The 19,494-nt window shown below is 56.9% G+C and carries 17 protein-coding genes, 1 tRNA gene and 3 pseudogenes; 10 read left to right on the top strand and 11 right to left on the bottom strand.

The genetic code is table 11. The features are described 5' to 3' along the window. Positions 1–25: 25 nt before the first annotated feature. From QP971_RS10310 to QP971_RS10320, 3 genes are read left to right on the top strand one after another with little or no spacing between them, the layout of a single operon-like run. Positions 26–1,144, top strand: coding sequence for a potassium channel family protein (locus QP971_RS10310; RefSeq protein WP_370633313.1), 1,119 nt, complete (start codon positions 26–28; stop codon positions 1,142–1,144). Further along, positions 1,145–1,876 (top strand): NAD(+) diphosphatase, encoded by a 732-nt coding sequence (locus tag QP971_RS10315; protein ID WP_284792088.1) that lies wholly within the window; start codon positions 1,145–1,147, stop codon positions 1,874–1,876. Continuing rightward, positions 1,869–3,926, top strand: coding sequence for an ATP-dependent DNA helicase UvrD2 (locus tag QP971_RS10320; protein ID WP_284811727.1), 2,058 nt, complete (start codon positions 1,869–1,871; stop codon positions 3,924–3,926). The genes QP971_RS10315 and QP971_RS10320 overlap by 8 nt, the downstream gene beginning before the upstream one ends. Here the strand turns inward: QP971_RS10320 and QP971_RS10325 are convergent. After that, a complete protein-coding gene (locus QP971_RS10325) occupies positions 3,904–4,791 on the bottom strand; it encodes a hypothetical protein (RefSeq protein WP_284811728.1) in 888 nt (295 codons plus the stop codon). The genes QP971_RS10320 and QP971_RS10325 overlap by 23 nt on opposite strands. Before the next feature lie 62 nt (positions 4,792–4,853). Here QP971_RS10325 and QP971_RS10330 point away from each other — a divergent pair, with 62 nt between their 5' ends. After that, positions 4,854–5,375 carry a M48 metallopeptidase family protein gene (locus tag QP971_RS10330; RefSeq protein ID WP_284811730.1) on the top strand — a complete coding sequence of 174 codons (522 nt, stop codon included), beginning with the start codon at positions 4,854–4,856 and terminating at the stop codon, positions 5,373–5,375. Here the strand turns inward: QP971_RS10330 and QP971_RS10335 are convergent. After that, entirely contained in the window at positions 5,372–6,793 is a 1,422-nt protein-coding gene (locus QP971_RS10335; protein WP_284811732.1) for a zinc-dependent metalloprotease, read from the bottom strand. The two genes, QP971_RS10330 and QP971_RS10335, sit on opposite strands and share 4 nt — an antisense overlap. 93 nt (positions 6,794–6,886) lie before the next feature. On the opposite strand from QP971_RS10335, the gene QP971_RS10340 reads away from it, so the two are divergent. Next, complete coding sequence (locus QP971_RS10340; RefSeq protein WP_284811734.1) at positions 6,887–7,951, top strand: YlbL family protein; 1,065 nt, start codon at positions 6,887–6,889, stop codon at positions 7,949–7,951. A 5-nt stretch (positions 7,952–7,956) separates the two neighbouring features. Here the strand turns inward: QP971_RS10340 and QP971_RS10345 are convergent, their stop codons facing one another. Together QP971_RS10345 and QP971_RS10350 are read right to left on the bottom strand one after the other, a co-directional pair. Next, entirely contained in the window at positions 7,957–8,625 is a 669-nt protein-coding gene (locus QP971_RS10345) for a beta-N-acetylglucosaminidase (protein WP_284792096.1), read from the bottom strand. Between the two features lie 46 nt (positions 8,626–8,671). Next, positions 8,672–9,208: a PPA1309 family protein gene (locus tag QP971_RS10350; RefSeq protein WP_284792097.1), complete on the bottom strand. Its 537-nt coding sequence runs from the start codon at positions 9,206–9,208 to the stop codon at positions 8,672–8,674. Positions 9,209–9,331: 123 nt separating this feature from the next. Here QP971_RS10350 and QP971_RS10355 point away from each other — a divergent pair, with 123 nt between their 5' ends. Both QP971_RS10355 and QP971_RS10360 read left to right on the top strand, forming a co-directional pair. Continuing rightward, positions 9,332–12,289 carry a UPF0182 family protein gene (locus QP971_RS10355; RefSeq protein ID WP_284811757.1) on the top strand — a complete coding sequence of 986 codons (2,958 nt, stop codon included), beginning with the start codon at positions 9,332–9,334 and terminating at the stop codon, positions 12,287–12,289. A 151-nt stretch (positions 12,290–12,440) separates the two neighbouring features. Then, positions 12,441–12,517 (top strand) — tRNA-Met (locus QP971_RS10360). A gap of 144 nt (positions 12,518–12,661) precedes the next feature. On the opposite strand, the gene QP971_RS10365 is transcribed toward QP971_RS10360, so the two are convergent. Then, positions 12,662–12,814, bottom strand: coding sequence for an HNH endonuclease (locus QP971_RS10365; RefSeq protein WP_284811736.1), 153 nt, complete (start codon positions 12,812–12,814; stop codon positions 12,662–12,664). A 354-nt stretch (positions 12,815–13,168) separates the two neighbouring features. Between QP971_RS10365 and QP971_RS10370 the strand changes: the two genes are divergently transcribed. After that, entirely contained in the window at positions 13,169–14,005 is an 837-nt protein-coding gene (locus QP971_RS10370; RefSeq protein ID WP_284811738.1) for a hypothetical protein, read from the top strand. A gap of 603 nt (positions 14,006–14,608) precedes the next feature. Here QP971_RS10370 and QP971_RS10375 read toward each other — a convergent pair. From QP971_RS10375 to QP971_RS10395, 5 genes and pseudogenes are all read right to left on the bottom strand, one after another. Continuing rightward, positions 14,609–15,324 (bottom strand): annotated as a pseudogene (locus QP971_RS10375) (IS6 family transposase). A 506-nt stretch (positions 15,325–15,830) separates the two neighbouring features. Beyond that, positions 15,831–16,046, bottom strand: a pseudogene (locus QP971_RS10380) (IS1249 family transposase); the annotation flags it as partial. 128 nt (positions 16,047–16,174) lie between these two features. Next, complete coding sequence (locus tag QP971_RS10385) at positions 16,175–16,501, bottom strand: transcriptional regulator (protein ID WP_284811740.1); 327 nt, start codon at positions 16,499–16,501, stop codon at positions 16,175–16,177. After that, positions 16,494–16,898: a hypothetical protein gene (locus QP971_RS10390; RefSeq protein ID WP_284811742.1), complete on the bottom strand. Its 405-nt coding sequence runs from the start codon at positions 16,896–16,898 to the stop codon at positions 16,494–16,496. Before QP971_RS10390 ends, QP971_RS10385 begins: the two co-directional genes overlap by 8 nt. 154 nt (positions 16,899–17,052) lie before the next feature. Then, positions 17,053–17,191, bottom strand: a pseudogene (locus tag QP971_RS10395) (transposase-like zinc-binding domain-containing protein); the annotation flags it as partial. 222 nt (positions 17,192–17,413) lie between these two features. Here QP971_RS10395 and QP971_RS10400 point away from each other — a divergent pair. Further along, positions 17,414–17,713: a hypothetical protein gene (locus QP971_RS10400; RefSeq protein ID WP_225746000.1), complete on the top strand. Its 300-nt coding sequence runs from the start codon at positions 17,414–17,416 to the stop codon at positions 17,711–17,713. Positions 17,714–17,733: 20 nt separating this feature from the next. Here the strand turns inward: QP971_RS10400 and QP971_RS10405 are convergent, their stop codons facing one another. After that, positions 17,734–18,414 (bottom strand): hypothetical protein, encoded by a 681-nt coding sequence (locus QP971_RS10405; RefSeq protein ID WP_284811747.1) that lies wholly within the window; start codon positions 18,412–18,414, stop codon positions 17,734–17,736. A 100-nt stretch (positions 18,415–18,514) separates the two neighbouring features. Here QP971_RS10405 and QP971_RS10410 point away from each other — a divergent pair, with 100 nt between their 5' ends. Beyond that, positions 18,515–19,066 carry a hypothetical protein gene (locus tag QP971_RS10410; RefSeq protein WP_284811749.1) on the top strand — a complete coding sequence of 184 codons (552 nt, stop codon included), beginning with the start codon at positions 18,515–18,517 and terminating at the stop codon, positions 19,064–19,066. Positions 19,067–19,494: the final 428 nt, after the last annotated feature.

A 19,494-nucleotide genomic window follows, 5' to 3' on the forward strand; every position in this document is an offset into this window, starting at 1 on the left:
GAGACCAGAAAAGAAGGCTGGACTAGTGGCCAAAAAACGTGCGCAGGCAATGAAGTCACGCTTTAGAAGTCGCTTCTTGCCGCAGGTCGAGCTGTCCTCGCAGCCGGATCACGCGCTCATTGATGTCATTACGGTGCCGAGGGATGAAAATTCCAGCCCGTGGCGTCAGCTGGGCAAGCGTGTGCTGTGGGCTTTTGCCATCGTTGTCTTCGTGACCATCGTGGTCTATGCGGACGGCGGTGGGTATAGCGAGGACATGTCGTTATTGGACTCCGCCTACTATGCGGCGGTGTCGCTGACCACCGTGGGTTACGGCGATATCGTGCCCGTGTCCCCGCAGGCCAGGTTCATTAACTTAGTGCTTATTACCCCTGCCCGCCTGATCTTCCTTGTTTTATTGGTCGGCGCGACCTTGTCCGTGTTGACGGATAAGGCCCGCCGTACTTTCCAAATCCAGAACTGGAGAAAGCAATTGCGTAACCACACCGTCGTTATCGGTTATGGCACCAAGGGCGCCGGAGCCGTGGCCGCGCTGCTGGCCGATGATGTTCCGTCCTCCCAGATCGTGGTCATCGATACCAACCGTGCGTCCCTCGCTCACGCCGAGCACCACGGATTGGTCACCATCTTTGGTTCCGGCACCAAGCAGGACGTGCTAAAGATCGCTGGGGTAGAGCACGCCAGCTCCATCGTCGTTACCCCATCTACGGACGATACCGCGGTGCTGTGCTGCCTCTCCGTGCGAGAGCTTGCGCCCAAGGCCAAGATCGTGGCGTCGGTGCGCGAGTCCGAAAACCGTCACCTGTTGCTCCAATCCGGTGCAGATTCCGTGGTCACCTCCGCTGAGACGGCCGGCCGACTGCTAGGCCTGGCCACCGTCACCCCGACGGTGGTGGAGATGATGGAAGACCTGCTCTCACCCAACGAAGGTTTCTCCGTAGCCGAGCGCGCTGTGCGCGAATTCGAGGTGGGCTCCAACCCACGCCACCTAGCAGATATCGTGCTGGCTGTCCTGCGCAATAACGAGCTGCACCGCGTGGATACCGCGGATGCCTCCGCGCTGAAGCCGGGCGATCGCCTGCTCTACATCAAGCATGAGATGGAACAGCCCATCGAGGTCATGGACGATGATGATGAGGATTAAATGTTCCTCCCAGTAACCCCTCACGGCCAGGTTCCGGTTACGGCAGCGGGGGAACCGGTGCTGGTGGAGAAGGTTCCCGGGGGCGTCGGCAAGCACGCAGTAGTGGACCTAGGTACCCTGCAGGCGTGCGCGTATCCGGAAGACGGTGCTAGCGAGCTGGGCCGGCTGGAAAGCGCGACGTTCTTTGCGGACCAGCCGGTGATTTTGCAGGCGATTGCGCTGATCCGCAACCGGCGCGAGCAGCGCTTTGATCCGCGCACCGGTCACAAGCTGGACTACCCAGCACCGGGAATCGTGGGGCGCGATCCTTTGGACGAGCGCCGGATGGTCTTCCCGCGCCTAGATCCTGCCGTCATCGGGCTTATTCGCCTCAGCGACACCGACCGGATTTTGCTGGCGCGCAATCGCCGCCGCAATAGCTTCTTTTCTCTGATCGCCGGCTACGTTGAGCCGGGCGAGACCGCAGAGGCAGCTTTTGCGCGCGAGGTCCTGGAAGAAACCGGGCGCAAGGTGGACGATATTCGCTATTGGGGCTCGCAGGCGTGGCCACCGAGTGGTTCCCTTATGCTGGGCTTTTGTGCGCGCACGGCTGATGTCCACCCCACCTGCCATACTGATGGGGAATTGGAAGAAATCCGGTGGGTGGAGCGCGCCGAGCTGCCTGAGCTTAAGCTTCCTCGTCCGGGTTCAATTGCACACACGATGATTATGGAGTGGTATCACGGTGACTAAGCCGGATTTGTCCCTGCTGGATGAAGATCAGCTGCGCGCGGCCACGGCGCCGCGCGGGCCCGTGTGCATCTTGGCCGGCGCGGGTACGGGCAAGACCCGCACTATTACCTATCGCATTGCCAACTTGGTGGACCAGGGTTTTGTGAGTCCGCAGCGCGTGCTTGCGGTGACCTTCACGGCGCGAGCGGCCGGAGAAATGCGCGATCGCCTGCGCACCATGGGCGTGGCCGGCGTGCAGGCGCAGACCTTCCACGCGGCAGCGCGCCGCCAGTTGAAGTATTTCTGGCCGCAGGTAGCAGGCGATCTTCCGTGGCAGCTGCTGGATAATAAATTCCCCCTAGTTGCCCGCGCGGTGCGCTCGGTGGGGCTGGATAATTCCAAGGACATGATTCGAGACGTCCTGGCGGAGATCGAGTGGGCTAAGTCCGCGCTGGTCAGCGCCGAGGATTATGAGTCCGTGATAGCCAATACGGACCGCAGTGCACCGGCCGATCCGGCCAAGGTGGCAGAGGCCTTCCGCCGCTACGAGCAGTCCAAGGCCACGCCGGACATGATGCACTTGGACTTCGATGACCTCCTCATGCACATCGCAGGTGCCATCGAGAATGTGCCGGCGATTGCGGAGACCTTCCGCGAGCAGTACCGCACCTTTGTCGTCGATGAGTACCAGGATGTTACCCCGCTGCAGCAGCGGGTGCTCAACGCTTGGTTGGGCGAGCGCGATGACCTTACCGTGGTGGGCGATGCTAACCAGACCATCTATTCCTTCAACGGCGCCTCCCCGGACTACCTGCTTAATTTCTCGCGCACGTACCCGGATGGCACCGTGGTTAAGCTGCAGCGCGACTACCGCTCTACGCCGCAGGTAACTGACCTGGCCAACCGGGTCATTGGCAAGGCCACCGGCCGCGCGGCGGGCACGCGCTTGGAGCTGCAGGGCATGCGCGAGCCCGGTCCCGAGCCCACCTTTAAAGCCTATGAGTCCGAAGAGATTGAGGCCCAGGAGGTGGCCGGCCAGGTCCTCACGCTGCTGGATCAGGGCGTGCCGGCCTCCGAGATTGCCATCCTTTACCGCATCAATGCCCAGTCGGAGCAGTTTGAGCAGGCGCTTGCCGACGCCGGAGTGGTCTACCAAGTCCGCGGCGGCGAGGGCTTTTTCCGCCGCCCGGAAATCCTGGAGGCGATCCGCGTGCTCATCGCCGCGACCCGCCGCGAGGACCTGCCGGATGACCCGGTGGCGATTGCCCGCGCGGCGTTTGTCGAGCTGGGCTTGAGCTCCACCGAGCCGCAGGGCGCCCAGGCCCGCGAGCGCTGGCAGTCCCTCAACGCACTGGTTGGGCTCATTGAAAAGATTGTGGAATCCACTCCTGGCATCGACCTCAACGGGGTGCTGGGGGAGTTGCGCAGGCGCTCTACCGATAAGCAGGCCCCAGCCATGGAAGGCGTGACGCTGGCTACCGTGCACGCCGCCAAGGGCTTGGAATGGGACGCGGTATTCCTCGTGGGGCTAACGGAAAAGCTTATGCCCATCAACCATGCCATCAAGGCTGGCGACGAACAGGTAGAAGAGGAGCGCCGCCTTTTCTATGTGGGTATTACCCGCGCCCGTGAGCACCTCGCACTGTCATGGGCGCTGGCGAAGACTACCGGCTCGCGGGCTTCGCGCGAGCGCACGCGCTTCCTCGATGGCATCGTCCCGGCGGCCGAAGATGCCTCCGGCGGTGGGTCTCGCTCACGCCGCCCGAAGCGCTGCCGCGTGTGCTCTGGTCCGCTGGGAACACCGGCGGAAAAGGTCCTAGGCCGCCATGAAGATTGTGAAGGCGGCGGCGATGAAGAGGTCTTTGCCGCCTTACGCTCGTGGCGGTCCCAGATTGCGCGTGAGGAAAAGGTTCCGGCCTATGTCATCTTTTCCGATGCCACCCTGCAGGCGATTTCGGAGGAACTGCCCTCCGATGAGGCAGAGATGCTCTCCATTTCTGGCGTAGGCCCTAGCAAGCTGGAGCGCTACGGCGCCCAAGTACTAGAGGTTATTCGTTCGGTTCGCAGCTAGCCAGGTTGGTCTTGCCGCCGAAGCACACCGGGCAGCGTGGATGCGCAATGACGGTGCGCTGTTGATGGTGTCCGTAGACATCGACCTCCCACTGCTGTCCGGGGCGCGGCTTTGTGGTCGGTGCGCCTGGCGGCAGCGGCCGCCCCATCAGCCGTCTTATAGTCACCTGCGTGTGCGCCGAGACCGCATCGAGCACCACGGCTTCCGGAGTGCGGCGCACGCGGGTGAGCTGGGTGCTGATGATATTCCACAGTGGGTCCATATCCACGCGGGCCAAGTGCGCACACAATGGGCACGGTCCTTGGCCCCGCAGCCGTACAGGCCCGATGACGCCACGATTGTCCAGCAAAGATACCGGAATCCACGTAGTGCCTGTGCCCGCGAGTGCATTCGCACAATCCAGTGGGCAGTGCAGCTGGTCCACAGCAAGTACTGGATACATGCCGTCGAGGTCGTGGATATAGGAAAAGACATTGTCTTCCTCCAACGGGATGCGGATCTGGAAGCCATCTGCCTCAAGGCGCGCGCGGAGCCTCTCCGCCAAGGCGGATCCTCCCATGAGGACAATGGTGTCTGCCTTGGCATCGGCCTCGTTGTGTGGCCAGAGGATGCCGTAGTCCAGCGCGTCTTCAATGAGGCTCAGCGCCGCCGCCTTCTCAAGCCCTGCAGCCTGCAGTCGTTCAGATAAGTCCTCCGGGGACACTGGTTCGCGAGCGGTGTTGAAAGCCGTCGCGACGGTGAGCGCGCTTCCAGTTTCCGCAACCCCAACGCGGGTGGCATCCATGCCAAATTGGATCACCGTTTCCTCGCGGCACAACACGGCGCTGCCTGGCGCCAAGACCACTTGGGTGGCAGAAATCCCCACGCTTTTAACCCCTTCCCCCGAAGTATGTGGTCTCCATTGCACCACAGGTACAATCACCTGTCATGTCGAGCACGCAGCCCACCGCACCGCAGCCCCCAGAGGTTAAAGTCATTCGCTCTGCCAAGCGGAAGAAAACCGTGCAGGCGCGCATGGTATCCGGGGTGCTCGAGGTACGCATTCCCGCGTGGATGTCCGCGCGGGATGAGCGCGATGCCGTCGCAGACATGTTGGCACGGGTGGAGAAGAAACAGGGCAGTGGCCGCCGCACAGACGCCCAGCTCGAAGAACGTGCGCGGCGGCTCAACGCGGCGTATTTAGATGGCCGTGCAACCATCGGCTCTATTCGGTGGGTGAGCAATCAAAATACGCGGTGGGGTAGCTGTACTACCTCCACCGCGGATATTCGGCTCAGTGATCGGCTGCAACACGTGCCGGACTATGTGCTGGATTCAGTGATCATTCACGAGCTCACCCACACCTTCATCCCGCGCCATGGGCGGGATTTTTGGCAGTGGGCGGACAGGGCGCCCCACGCTGAGCGGGCGAAGGGCTATCTTGAGGCCTATCAGCGCTGGGGCCGTTAGTTCTCGCCGTCCTCGGTGCCCTTGTCCTTCTTGTCGTCCTTGCCTTCCGGGTTCTCGGACTCCTCGGACTCGTCGCCTTGCGCGGCAGAGGAATCCTCGCCGTTCTTCAGCATTTCCTCCAGCTTGGCAAACTCTTCTTCAAAGCCCTCATCCGGGCCTTCGTCCAGCAGGGAGTCGATGAAGGCGGCCGGGTTATCGAGGTGCTTCGCAGTGGGCAAGAAGTCCGGGTGATCCCAAGCCTTATCGCGCTTTTCCGCGCCCACGGCCACGGTGGCGCGGCGCCATAGCTCTGCGGCCTCAGAGACCTTAGGGGCATTGAGCTCGATGCCAACCACCTTGCTGAAGGCATTCTCGGCGGAACCGCCGGTGCTGCGGCGGTGTGCCCAAGCCTGGGTGAGCTTCGAGGTCGACGGGATGCGCTCGCCCAGTGCCTCAGTAACCACGTGCTCGGCCCAGCCTTCCACCAAGGCCAATAGGGTCTCGAGGCGGGATGCGGCCGCAGTGTTCTTGGAGGTAATGCGCGGGGAGAGGTCCATGCCCTGCAACTTGCTCATCGCATCCTGGATTGCCTGTGGATCGCCGGACTCGAGGTTGAGTTCGCGGGTGACTTCCTCCAGGTGGGAGGTATCAATAACCAGGCCGATGGCATATTCCTCTACAGAGGAGACGATGCGCTCTACCAGCCAGGGCACGTGCTTAAACAGTCGCTGGCGGGCAGCCTCGCGTGCGGCAATATAAACCAGCACCTCCTGGCCAGGAACATTAAGCTCGCGGGCGACCTTCTGGATGGTCTGTGGCAACAGTGCCACGGTATTGGCTGGGGCGATGGGCAGGCCGAAATCGGAACCGGTCAGCGCCTGGGAGGCCAAATCTCCCAAGGCGTGGCCGAGCTGCATGCCAAAATTCATGCCAGACATCTGGTTCATCATCTTGGTCATGGGGCCCATCATCTCGCGCGCTTGTTCCGGCATGGAATCCAGCTGAGCATCATTCATGTGCTCGGCCACCGGGGTGACCATGCGCTGCCACGCCGGCATGGTCTCTTCCAACCACTGCTTGGAATCCCAGGCCTTGGCCGTGCCGGAGGCGGTGGGCAAATAGGTGGCGTCATCAAGCCAGAGCTCCGCCAAGCGGACGGATTCCTCTACAGCCTTGGTATCATCCGCGCTTACCGTCTTGGACTGCGAGATTTGCTGCAGGGCGATGCGCTTGGCCATGTCGTAATTGACTGGGCCGGAGTTTTCCGGCGAGTTCATGGAAGAGCCCATGCCGGATAGCATCTGACCGAACTGGTTCAGCATGTCACCGAGGCCGCCACCATTAGCGCCGCCGAATGCGCCGAACGGGTTCTGGTCACGACGTCCGTCATTATCGTCGTCATCGTTATTGGGGAAAGAAAAACCGAATCCGTTGCTCATGCGTCCTAATCTACCGGCACCATCCGGCTACTTTCCATGATCCCCGCTACGCTGACAGCGAACACTACGGCAAAGGTTGTAGGGTATTGATCCGTGAATTCTCCTGCTAGCCGTCGCGTCCGCACCATCGCCTGGGGTGCCATCCCTGTCGTCCTCACCGGTGCGTTGGTATCGCTTGACCATATCCCCGGCACCGATGTGTCTTTGACCGTGCCTTATGCCGCTGAGGGGCCCGGTCCCACGGTGGACACGTTGGGGGAGGTCGACGGCACCCAGGTCGTTGATGTTCAGGCACCGAAAACCTATGACACGGATGGCCACCTCAACATGACCACGGTCTCCGTGCGCACCAATATGACCCTGGCGCAGGCGCTGGGCCGCTGGATGATGACTGATGACACCATCGTGCCCATCGATACCGTCATCCCGCAGAACATGAGCGATAAGGAGGTAGAAGAGTCCAATAAGCAGGCCTTTACCCAGTCCGAGTCTGCCGCAACCGTCGCCGCAATGGATTACCTCCACCTACCGGTGAAGATCACCATCGCGGAAGTTTTGGATGAGGGCGCGGCGCAGGGCACGCTGAAAAAGGACGATGTCATTACCGCAGTTGACGGCAAGGAGGTCTCGGAGCCAGGCGAGGTCCAAGACGTCATCAGGCAGAAAAGCCCTGGCGATAAGGCCACGCTGACCGTCCAGCGTGGCGGCAAGAAGCAAGAAGAAGAAATAGAGCTAGGGGAAAACCCTCAGCAGAAGGGGCAGGCAATGCTGGGCATCGCCATGCTCTCGGTCGCGCAAGACGATATTAAGGTCAAATACAACCTGCAGGATATTGGTGGGCCCTCCGCCGGCATGATGTTTACCCTAGCGGTTATCGATAAGCTCAACGAGGAAGATCTCACCGGCGGCAAGTTCGTGGCCGGTACGGGCACTATTCAGGAAGACGGTGAGATAGGCCCCATTGGCGGCATCCAACATAAAATCGCCGCGGCGCACGAGGCGGGTGCGGAGCTCTTCCTCGCGCCGAAGGATAATTGCTCCGAGGCCGCCGCGAGCGATCACGGCGATATGCCCATCGCGGCAGTTTCCACCTTGGATGAGGCAGTGTCCACAATGAAGGATTTCGCGGACAGCAAGGATATTAAAACCTGCCAGTAGTCTGCCTACTTAGCTAGGCCAAGCTCCTTGATCTTCTCTTCCGGGTCTTCCTGGTCGGAGGAGATCATCTGTTGCATGACCATGCCTTCTTTATTGTCCACTACGGTAATGACCGCGGTGGTTCCCAAGGTGGACCAGCCTACGACGCGGTCGCCGTCATCCTCAATGACCTGCGAGCTGCGCAGCTCGGTAAGCACCTGCGTGGTTTGCTTCGCCTTGGAGTGCGAGCGGAAGAACTGGAACTGGCCTACCTCTGGCCCAGAGCAGTTATAGGAATCGTCCCCGCCCGTGGAATCGCAGCGGTCAAAGAGGGCGAAAAGCTCCTTGGGCGCTACCGGAGCAAAGATGTCATAGGCCTTGGCCACAGACTTTTCCAACTTTTCGGTTCCGGGCTCCTTGCTTGCCGACGCCCCCTCCGACGCCTCCGAGCTTTCCGCCGCGCTCGATTCAGCGCTGGACTCAATGGTGGAGGAGCTAGAGACGGTGCTGGTTTCCTCAGCGGTATCCGCCGCAGGGGCGGTGGTCTCGGCGCCGGCGGCGGTGGTCTCCACGGGGGCGTCGGCAGGCGCGGCATCGTCCGAGGAACAAGCGGCAGTGCTCACGCCTACACCCAGCAGAAGCGCTGCTGCGGTGGCGCGGGTGGCGGTCAGGCGAGTGAGAGTAGTGCGTCGCACGGTAGGAAAATGCTCCTTAGTCGCAGGCGAGAATTGTCACTTCAGTCTAATCTAGCGCATCCGGGTCTTGGTTCAGCCCATAGCGCAAAGCCGCAATGACCCCCGGAGCTACCTGTGGGCCGCCGCGTAGCTGGATGTCATCTTCTGCGAACGGTCCGGCCGCTTCCAGCTCCTCCTCGGTGGGACGCAGCTGCAGCAAGGTGGTTTCGATGCCTTCCTCTCGCAGTGCCCCGGAATAAAGGCGCGCCGGGCGAGGGGAGGGGTCCTCGCTAGAGGTATCGCGGAACTTAATTTCTTGGGCCAAGATGACGCCGGCAACCTCCCGGGGCCAGGCCAGGCGGGAGACATAATCGGCCAGCTGTTCAGAACCGGGCTCAATGTTTTCGGGCACATTATCTTGCACGATGAGGGTAAGCGGCGCCGCGTCCTCTTCATCGAGCGCGGCAAGCTGATCGGCTACCAAGTGGGTGGGAACCAGCGCGAAGATGGTGGGCCGAGCGTCCCAGCCTTCCGCGTGGACGAATTCCACGGCTTCGGTCATCGCGCGGTTTAAAGCTGGCTGTGATAATTCGGGGGAACTCATGAACATCCTTATTCGTTATCTGTGTATTGCTTCCTTAAGCTGGAAGAAGTCTACAGGTTTTAAATTCGCACTAGTTGATTGGAGCTGGCGTTGTCCTTAGGGTCATCCACACCAGCCGCCCCGTTGAAGCGGCCCCCGCGGGTCGCGACAATCATTGCGGCCATCATTGCCGTCCTTTTGTTCTTCGGCCCCATGCTCGTGGGCGTGTACACGGATTGGAGGTGGTTTGGTGCGATTGAATATCGGAACGTCTTCACCACCGCGATTATTGCGCGGATTGTCCTCTTTATCATCTTTGGCCTTATTGCCGCCGCAGTGGTGTGGGCCGCTGGCTACTTTGCCTGGCGCGGGCGCCCGGATTCGCTCGACCTTGGGGACCTGAACTCGCCGGTGTATCAATACCGCAAGTCCATTGAGAAGTCCATGGGCGTCTTCTTCAAGGTCATCCCCGCCATCGTGGGCGTCATCGCCGGTTTCATCGGTCAGGCCAATTGGCGCACGGTGTTGCTCTTCCTCAACGGCCAGGAATTCGGCGAACAAGACGCCCAGTTCCACCACGACCTAGGTTTTTATGCCTTCACGTTGCCAGTTCTGAAGATGGTGGTGAGCACCCTATCCATCCTGTTGATTCTGGCCTTCCTCATCGCGCTTTTCGGCCACTACGTGCTGGGCGGCATCCGGATTGGCAATAAGGCCGCCGGTGTGCGCGGATCCATTTCCCACCCAGCCCGCCTGCAGCTGGCGGTAACCGCCGGCCTGTGGATGGTAGCTCAGGTCATTGGTTACTGGTTGGAGCGCTATGAGCTGCTTAATACCCAGCACGAACTCTTCACCGGTGGTTCCTATACCGATATCCACGCCTACTTGCCGGCGAAGATCATATTGATGATCATTGGCGTCTTTGTGGCCGTGGCCCTGTTTATGGCCGTTGTCATCAAGGATCTGCGCATCCCCGGCCTGGCAGTGGTGCTGATGCTGCTGTCCTCGCTGGTTATTGGCCAGGCATGGCCGCTGTTGATGGAACGCTTTTCCGTACAGCCCAACCGTCAAGCCAAGGAAGAGGAATCCATCGCCCGCAATATCGAGGCAACCCGCTATGCCTATGGGCTAACAGATGACCACGTCACCTATGAAGATAACTGGGGCGGGGATGAAGTCTCCGATGACAAGGTCGCCTCCGATAACGCCACCATCAATAACCTCCGCTTGCTGGATCCGGAGATCCTTTCTCCTACCTTTACCCAGATGCAGCAGTTGAAGAACTTCTACGGCTTCCCAGAGACGCTGTCGATGGACCGCTATGAGATCGATGGCAAGAAGCGCGACTTCGTCGTTGCCGCACGCGAGCTGGATCCGAACGAGCTGCGGGAGAACCAGTCGGACTGGATTAACCGCCACACCGTCTATACCCACGGCAATGGCTTCGTGGCAGCGCAGGCCAATAAGGTCGATGAGGTGGCCCGCGATGCCGGTTCTGCCCGCGGTGGCTTCCCCATCTTCACGGTTTCTGACCTGCAGACCCAGGCCGGCGAGGCCGAAGGTGAAGGCGAGACTCAGGATGCAGAGAAGTCCCTTGGCATTAAGGTAGACCAGCCGCGCATCTACTACGGTCCAGTCATTGCTGGCGCGGCCGATGGCATGGATTATGCGATCACCGGCAAGACCGGCGAGAACCCGGTCGAGTATGACACCGATAGCTCCACCTACACCTATGACGGCAAGGGCGGCGTTGGCATTGGCAATATCTTTGACCGCACCATGTACGCCGCCAAGTATCGCGAGCTGAATTTCCTGCTTTCGGATCGCGTCGGCAGCGAATCGAAGCTGCTGTATGACCGCGATCCGCGCGAGCGCGTGGAAAAGGTTGCTCCGTGGCTGACCACCGATTCTGCTACCTACCCGGCCGTGGTTGATGGCCGCCTGAAGTGGATTGTGGATGGCTATACCACTCTGGAATCCTTGCCTTACTCCCAGCGTGCCTCGCTTTCCGACGCCACCCAGGACACCCTCAACCCTGATGGCACCACCCAGCGCTTGGTCAATGACAAGGTCGGTTATATCCGCAACTCGGTCAAGGCCACCGTCGATGCTTATGACGGCACTGTGGACCTCTACGAGTTCGACAAGAATGACCCGGTGCTCAAGGCCTGGCAGGGCGTCTTCCCGGACGTCGTTAAGCCTGAGGCGGAGATCTCCGATGAGCTGCGCGAGCACTTCCGCTACCCGGAGGATATGTTCAAGGTGCAGCGTGACCTCTTGGCCCGCTACCACGTGGATGACCCGAATGTCTTCTTCAATAACGATGCCTTCTGGTCCGTGCCGAATGACCCCACCGCGGAGGAATCCCGCCAACTCAATCAGCCGCCGTACTACGTGATGGCCGCAGATCCGAAGACCGGCAAGCCGACCTTCCAGCTGACCACGTCTTACCGTGGCCTCAACCGCGAGTTCTTGTCTGCGCACATGGCTGTATCCTCCGATCCGGAAAACTACGGCGATATCACCGTGCGCGTGCTGCCCACCAATACACAGACCCAGGGCCCGAAGCAGGCACAGGATGCGATGATGTCGTCCGACCAGGTCGCCCGCGACCGCACTCTGTGGGAGGGTACCAATGACCTGCACAACGGCAACCTGCTGGCCCTGCCGGTAGGCGGTGGCGAAATCCTGTACCTCGAGCCGATCTACTCGCAGCGCAAGGACCAGGCTTCTGCCTTCCCGAAGCTGTTGCGCGTGCTCGTCTCCTATAAGGGCCGCGTAGGCTACGCCCCGACTATTGGTGATGCCCTTGAACAAGTTGGAATCGATGCCAAGGCTGCCCAAAACATTGAGGAAGTCGAGGGCGATTCCGAGGACAAGGACGGCGCCAAGGATGAGAAGAACAAGGACGAGTCCAAGGACGATAAGCCTTCGGCTCCAGCTTCCGCTCCGTCTTCTTCTGATCAGGCTGGCGCCATCGATGACATCAATAAGGCTTTGAAGGGCCTTGAGGATGCACGCGATGGTTCCTTCGAGGAATACGGACGCGCCCTGGATGAGCTCGACAAGGCAGTCGAGTCCTACCAGTCGACGGAGAAGTAGTCCCGGTTCATAATCGCAATGAATTAGGCACCTGCCCAGCGGATTTGGGTAGGTGCCTTTCCCTATGTATAGTTACATGAGTCGCCAGGACAGAGCGAATACACTTTGTGTTAACGCACTGTTCAAGCGCAGATGATGGAAGTCATCACAACGCGGGGTGGAGCAGCTCGGTAGCTCGCTGGGCTCATAACCCAGAGGTCGTAGGTTCGAATCCTGCCCCCGCTACCAACTTCCAAGCCCCTACCAGTGAAAACTCTGGTAGGGGCTTTAGTTATTTCTCTTAAGGAGCACGTCCTGGGACTCAAATCGGGACTTTAGTGATGGCATTTTGTCACTTAAGCCGGTTTGGAAGTGATGCTGCCCGACACGCCCCTAAGCGTTACCCTTCGCGCGGTTGTGGGACTTACACAACAGCTCGCAGTTGCTCTCTTTAGTGCTGCCACCCTTCGACCACGCTGTGGCATGGTCGGCATCCATCTCAGACTGCGGCCAAGGGTTGGCAGAATAACAATAACGGCAAGTCATATAGGTGCAAAAGAGCACTCATCTCTTTGTTAAACAGCACGATGGTGCTTATCGCCTAAAGAAGAAAGAGTGACAGCATAACCACTGTGGTTACAAAGGCGTAGAACGTAATCACCAGGCCTGCCTTATTCGCTTCCTGTAACGGTTTCTTCGATCAGGAAGAAAGGCATATTCGTCCCCACTCTCAAACTTCAATCCCCGAATATTAAGAATGCAACCTTACCTATTCTACAGGGACAAAACCGTTCCTGGGTGCGATGATTGCTTTTATCACATTATCTTAAAAGGTGAGTTTATTTGTGAGATAGTGAACTTGTTCCAGAACATACTCACTCCCTCAGCAAGGATAAGAACATGCTTCACTACACCCCATTTTCAAAAAAGGGAATCTCCATCTTGGCCGCCTCCACGCTTAGTGTCAGCTTCTTAGCATTCGCTCCCTCGGCTACAGCTACCGAGATTGATGACGGACTAGTTGACTCAATCGTTGCCGCAAATACAAAGTCTCCCTCTCCCTCTACTGGAGAGAAATGGGTACCAAACGATGGAAGCTTAAAAATAAACGAAGGATCCTTACTTCCACAGCAGGACAGCATAACCACTCCGGCGCCATCGAAGAACGCAGGAACAAAGACAAAGTTAATAGAGCGCGAAGATGGCAACCAGCTAGTTAGCATTAGCGATGGAGCCGCCCCTTTGGAACTTTCTTTTGAGTTCTCAGATTCTTTTCTTGAAAAGCTTCCAAGCGGACATATTTTAGTACGTCCAGCAGAAGGTGAGGAACCTAGCGCATACATTGAACCTGCCTGGGCCAAAGACGTAGATGGAAACGAGGTAAATACTCATTTTTCAGTTGATGGAGATAGGATAATCCAGCACATCTCGTCGAGCCCTGCCGGCAAGCCGGTTATTTCAGATCCCTATATCCGAGACGTTCATGGCTGGGGAAAGAAAATCGGACAAGAGCTAGTCTTTTCCAAAGACGAGACGAGCGGGATCGCCATAGGAACTGCTTACTGCGCCGGTAAATTAGCAGGAGTTGGCCTAGGCTCTTGGCTAGCCAAAGGTGCGTGCGCAGGCGCTTCCGCAGTAGCAGCTCACGCCACTAATACAGGTCGATGCCTTACCATCCGAGCCCTCGGAGGAAAGTACTCCCCAAACATCGTATTCCCGTATGCAACTCGGTGCTAGGGACAAGAAATACAGTTTCGCTTTTCACCGGGAGTAGACATGGAAAATAGCCAAGTTCTTATTTTAATTGGAATCACCCTAATTATTTGGTGTGCGCTATACAGGTACAGAAAAACCACCGCTAAATGGGTTTTTATTGCAGCCTCTTTAAGTACCTGTCTAGCGTTTGTCCTAGGCCTATCAGGATTTTTAGGTCTAGGACATGATTCCATCGATTTGTTGTCTCTAGTAAACGTGTTTTTAAACACATTTATATTGTTGGCCATAGGCCAGTCCCGCAATCGAAGTAAATCGACCCGCATTAAGGATGTATAAATCGATGTCCCCCGATCGCGACATTAACCCGCGCCAATTTTACTAACACACACCTAGCACCTGTTGCCGCCAAGCCAAGGAGATTCTCTGAAAGTATAGGCTTGGATGCAAGTAATATGATCTTTTATAGTTCCTGATTGTGCTCACATAGATTCCGTTCCAAACCTACCGTGTATCGGGCATTGAAGGTGCTATAGGTATACAAATCGTCGTGCTGGTGTAAAGTTGGGCGGAGAGCAGCGAAGACTCAGTTTCTCATTTCCTGATGGTCGCTGCGTGTGGGCGTTGTTAGGCCGTCTCGAAGACCTGGCTGACGATCACCGCGTCCGGGTTCGGTTTCCCGTAGGCAAACATCGCGCCTTGCCCTTTCCGCAATGAGTGCATCGCCTCTATCCCTTTCAACGTCCGATATGCAGATGTCCGGTTCTTAAACGCGCCTTTCGGCCCGAGGATCCGCTTCAGCCGACCATGGTCGCCTTCCAGGATGTTGTTGAGGTATTTCGCCTGCCGGTGTTGCACTGTTGGCGGGCAGATTCCCTCTGACTTCAACTCGGCGATTGCCCTGGCAAGGCAGGGTGCTTTATCAGTGTTGATCACTCTGGGATACCCGGCTGACGCATTGGATCTGACGGCCTTGGCCAGGAAACGCTTCGCTGCGGCCACGTTCTGCTTCGAAGAGAGGTAAAAGTCCAGGATCTGGCCACCGGCGGCGATCGCCCGATAGAGGTAGCACACTACCTGCCGCCGACCCGGATATAGGTCCCATCCACCCCGCCAGGAACTAGCTTGCCAGTAAGGTACCTGCCGGTACCACCGTGTTTGCTTGTCCAGCTCAGGGGCGTATTTCCGGACCCAGCGGTGAGAATCGTGGTGTCATCGACCGGCACGCCCCGCTGAAGTCATCATTTCCTCCAGATCGCGGTAGCTTACCCCGTAGCGGCAATACCACCTACTGCCCACAGAATGATGCCACGGGGAAAATGACGACCGGAGAAAATACCCATGGCTGTGACTATTTCACGTCGCCCTTCCTACTGCCCCAACTTTACAACAGCACCGGAAATAAATTCTTCGACTCTTCCGTCAGTCGGGACGTCGGTCGCTTATACGTGGCTACAGTCACTACTTCTGTAGCCCCGGCGGCATGTGTGCGTACCTCTTGGCTAAGCTCAGCTTTATTGCTTAACGACCGTAGTCCCAGGTTCGGCGGGCCTTTTCACCCAAGCCTCACGGTCTTGGGGAGCACCTGGTGGATACGCACGCGCGAAAAGAAGCCAGGCTCTAACCCTGTACCCTCGGCTCGACAAAGAGCGAGGAACTTCTATTGCTTCGGGGAAACCATCCCACGCGGATTTGTGAATCTCTCCGCGCGTCTAACTAGACACACAATCCATGTGCAAGTAGACTGACTATTGAATTCTTTTAAGCAAGAAAAACCCTAGCTCATCAGAGCTAGGGTTTTTCAGGGTTAAGGGTCAAAATGTGTGTCTGGCTCGGCGTGTCGCTTGGGCTAGATTTGGCCTTTTTGGATGCCGATTGAATGGGTGTAGTTGGTGTCGATAGCGTCGATAGCGTTGTCGTAGAGGGTTGGTCGTCCTGTTTCGTGGTCGGCTTGGTTCTCGTTGTGGGTCAGGGTTTGTACTTTGGCGAGTTGGTCCTGGCCCCAGTTGGACTGTCTGGCGATTTCTACGGGATCGTCGGGCAGTTTTGTTTTTAGATACAGCCATCACGCTTGCCGACGTTTTCTCGGCCCCGCTCACTACCATTGAGAACGGTGGGCACTTCCTGGGGAGTGACGGTTACCTCGAATTTCCGCAGTTGAGGCAGCACATTATGCAGTGGCTGCGCAGCCTATTAGCCCTCTGTCATGGCTTTAAGTGCGGCAACGTGCTGTGCATAGGCTCCTGTTCCAGTCTTGGTCAACGCGACCCAGACGGCGTCTTTGGCGCGCGTGGAGCCATATTCGCGGGTGCGGCTGATATAGCCGCTGTCCTCAAGATGTTTCAACTGCTTGGAAAGCGTATCGGCGGGAAGCTCGGTGAGCTCTGCAAGTACGGCGTATTTCATCTGCCTGCCGCCGGTTGCGCCTGAATGGAACAGCGTGGCACAAATTTTGAGCCGATTGATGGGGTGGATGACCGGATCTAGCTTGGCTGATTGGTGCGTAGACTCCTTAGACATTGACGCCCTTTACGGCGGCATTGCGGTTCTCATACAACATCCATGCCATCGCCGTAGAGACAACGACGCCGCAGACAATCATCCACGGCCAAGTATCAGGCGTCGGCACGGTGGAGAACATCATGGCACCTGGCAGCAGTACTCGTGACCAGGTGGCGCGATCATTACTCGGCCCCATATTGGGATTGACCCGAACGAAGGGGTTCGCAATCTTATCTTTGAGGAGATAGCCCAGAACGAACGTCGGTACAAGAACCGCGAGGCCGTACCACCATGACAGCTTGAATAGCGCGATACCGCCGCCGACGCCAAGCGCCACTATCGCCACCGCCCACCAGCTCTGCGTCCACGTGGTGCGCTTTTGAACGTCGTGAATGATCTTAAGGTCGTCGCTCATCGTTCTTCTCCCTAACGTCAACTTCCCTGGTTTGCAACTAAGGCAAGTGTAATACTTGCTGTACATGCAAGTCTAATGCTTGCCAAGTATGCAAGTGAAGAACTGTGCATAGAGTGGATGCGGCTATGCATGGGGTCTAACGGGACTGGTGGTCCGCCACTGTGACATCTGGCCGACTTTTATTGACTGAGGCTCCACAGGCCTTACATCGCCCATCGGATAGTGCCTTTGCTGGTTGTTCCATTGCGTTTGGTATCATCGCCGCAGTAGCAGCGTGGTCGGTTCTTTGGCATTGAGCCACCACACCACCGCCTACTACCACAGACTGGCAGCCACACCGGGGATTTACCGTGTTGAGGCCAGATATATGCTCCCAAAGCATATATTTCACGCTAACCTACAGGTCAGAACCTAAAAATCCCCGATCCCAGACACACTTTCTGGCCCTTAACCCGTTTTTCATATGCCACGCCGAATAACAAACCGCAAAATTCTATTTCTATAGAATGGGCTTCATGGAAGAAAAACGACTGTCCTCATTATTTTTTGGCAATGTTGTTCTTGAGTCCCAGGTGTCAGGAACATTCCCAAAAATCTACGCTGATGATATGCACTCGTATTGGATGCGTCCGAGTAGGGATGGCATGCTCTCTGTACCGCTAGATGATCTGCGCGGAAACATCAGCTCCGATAGGGCTGAGAAACTCTCCAACAAAATATTTGAATCTGTGTCCGCAGAATTGAACGCTAATTATCCAGGAGGCAAAAGCCAAGCAGTAAAAGAATTGACTGCCTGGCTTTTACAGGACTCCTAAACATCGCAGGGGAGATGCTTCTAGCTATAGACTCCTTCTGTAGCGCGCAACCAGAAATCCATCATCGCTACTATGGTATTTTCTGACGAAAAGATGGTCTTCGCTACATCGGAGGGACTCCAGTTATCGGGGAGATCTATAAAACGACGTGTGACTTTCCCGATAGTTACTGAAGGAGATTCTTTGACGGCCTCAAGAATAGTTACGACGTCTTCGTAAGTAGCATCGAATGCATCTTTTTCATTGGCTGCAGTTGCATCGGCTATGCAAATCCAGTCATCAACTTCTCTCATGTCTTTCAAGAGATTATCAACTATCTTTTCAGGATTTGTTTCCATATTCATAAAAATACTATTAATTTGATAGCTCCAATCAAGGTTTACCCTTTCTCCCCTCGCAGCCATCTGCTGAGGCGTTGTAGGGGGCTGTGCCTTTCTGTTGGTGGGTTCTTGGGCTCGGTTTCGGGTTTGGGGTGGTTGGGTTTGTTGGGTGGGGTTGGTTTCGGGGTGCTGGGTGGTGGTGAGTTGTTTTGCTGGGCTCGGGGAATTCTCCGCGTCGTCTGGCGCGGAAGCTGGGCGGAAATGCCGTTGAAGGGTGGCGGTGACTTCAGTATTGTTATAGGCAAGCATAATGAGTTGCTGTTCAGGGAAAGTTGGAGATGAGGAATATGAAGATAAACGGTCTAGGAAAAGTGTTGTCAACAGCAATCGGGGTATGCATGGTTGTTTCAGGGGCACTGCTGTAGCAGCTGCGGCGGAAGAAAACGTTTCCGTGCTTGGGGAGTTTGCATCTAATTTGCGTATGTCTGCAGAAGAGGGGGATCGCCAAGCGATGTCCGATCTGAGCAAATTTGAACAACTGTCTTCCGATGAGCGTTCAGAGCTAGAAGCGTTTCTTGAGGGGAAGCGCGTTCCGACTCTTAACTACCGTGAGGGCGAAACGGTAGCTACTGATGGTGGTTTCTCACGCGAATTGAAGACGTCGCCGAGCGTGACGCTTTATGCGGCTGGTGGCGAAAAATATATTGAGTCGTCGGACGAGTTTAAGTTCGCAGGAATTAGCATCACCGAAACTAAAGTGAGCGGATCTTACGAAACAAAACCGGAGGTGGGCGCTACCCGAATTCTTGGCCATCAATGCAATGTGGTGCACAATTACCAGCCGCTTACCCAGGTAAAAACTGATAAGAGCAATGCCTACACATCGGGTGGTAATGCTACATTTCTTTGTGCTGTAGAGGTGAAGCGTGGCGTACCGTCGCCATGGGGTCGGATCAGCTGGAGCACTAAGAACGCTACGCAGGGCGTGGTTGGAAATGGCAACGGTAATGTGATTAATCAGGGGTGGATGTAAATTTCACAAATGCAGTTAACTGCTCTGAGAAGTGATGGGGCTTCTCCATTAGAACCATATCCGGTTGATTATGTTTTTATGTTGCTCACGTTAGCGGCTGTGGTGTTATTAGTCGTCAGCCTGATTGTATTTTTCAGGCAGCCTAACAAACGGTGGTCGGATATTTGGATAGTGCTTTTTCTAGTGTTAATTCCTCTGGTAGGGCCGTTCGTGTATCTGTTGCACGTACGTTCCCACAGGAAGAGCGACTAAAAAGCCCAGACGAGTGAGGAAGGCCCAGCAACGTAAAGTTGGGCCTTTTCGCGGTTGTCTTTCTGCCGATATTTACTCAATGAGTCCTTCTCGTTGGGCTGAAGCGTCCTGGGTTTAGTTCCTACCTCAGCTAAGGAAGGATTGAACTATGCCTAGAAAGTATTCCGTCGAGTTCA

Source organism: Corynebacterium marquesiae (assembly GCF_030229635.1).
GTDB lineage: Bacteria > Actinomycetota > Actinomycetes > Mycobacteriales > Mycobacteriaceae > Corynebacterium > Corynebacterium marquesiae.

What these genes read in the sequence shown, in the direction of transcription:
- QP971_RS10370 (WP_284811738.1), top strand. Translation starts at nt 13,169, where the DNA reads ATGCTTCACTACACCCCATTTTCAAAAAAGGGAATCTCCATCTTGGCC.
- QP971_RS10365 (WP_284811736.1), bottom strand. Translation starts at nt 12,814, where the DNA reads ATGACTTGCCGTTATTGTTATTCTGCCAACCCTTGGCCGCAGTCTGAG.
- QP971_RS10335 (WP_284811732.1), bottom strand. Translation starts at nt 6,793, where the DNA reads ATGAGCAACGGATTCGGTTTTTCTTTCCCCAATAACGATGACGACGAT.
- QP971_RS10385 (WP_284811740.1), bottom strand. Translation starts at nt 16,501, where the DNA reads ATGTCTAAGGAGTCTACGCACCAATCAGCCAAGCTAGATCCGGTCATC.
- QP971_RS10390 (WP_284811742.1), bottom strand. Translation starts at nt 16,898, where the DNA reads ATGAGCGACGACCTTAAGATCATTCACGACGTTCAAAAGCGCACCACG.
- QP971_RS10330 (WP_284811730.1), top strand. Translation starts at nt 4,854, where the DNA reads ATGTCGAGCACGCAGCCCACCGCACCGCAGCCCCCAGAGGTTAAAGTC.
- QP971_RS10400 (WP_225746000.1), top strand. Translation starts at nt 17,414, where the DNA reads ATGGAAGAAAAACGACTGTCCTCATTATTTTTTGGCAATGTTGTTCTT.
- QP971_RS10410 (WP_284811749.1), top strand. Translation starts at nt 18,515, where the DNA reads ATGTCTGCAGAAGAGGGGGATCGCCAAGCGATGTCCGATCTGAGCAAA.
- QP971_RS10350 (WP_284792097.1), bottom strand. Translation starts at nt 9,208, where the DNA reads ATGAGTTCCCCCGAATTATCACAGCCAGCTTTAAACCGCGCGATGACC.
- QP971_RS10315 (WP_284792088.1), top strand. Translation starts at nt 1,145, where the DNA reads ATGTTCCTCCCAGTAACCCCTCACGGCCAGGTTCCGGTTACGGCAGCG.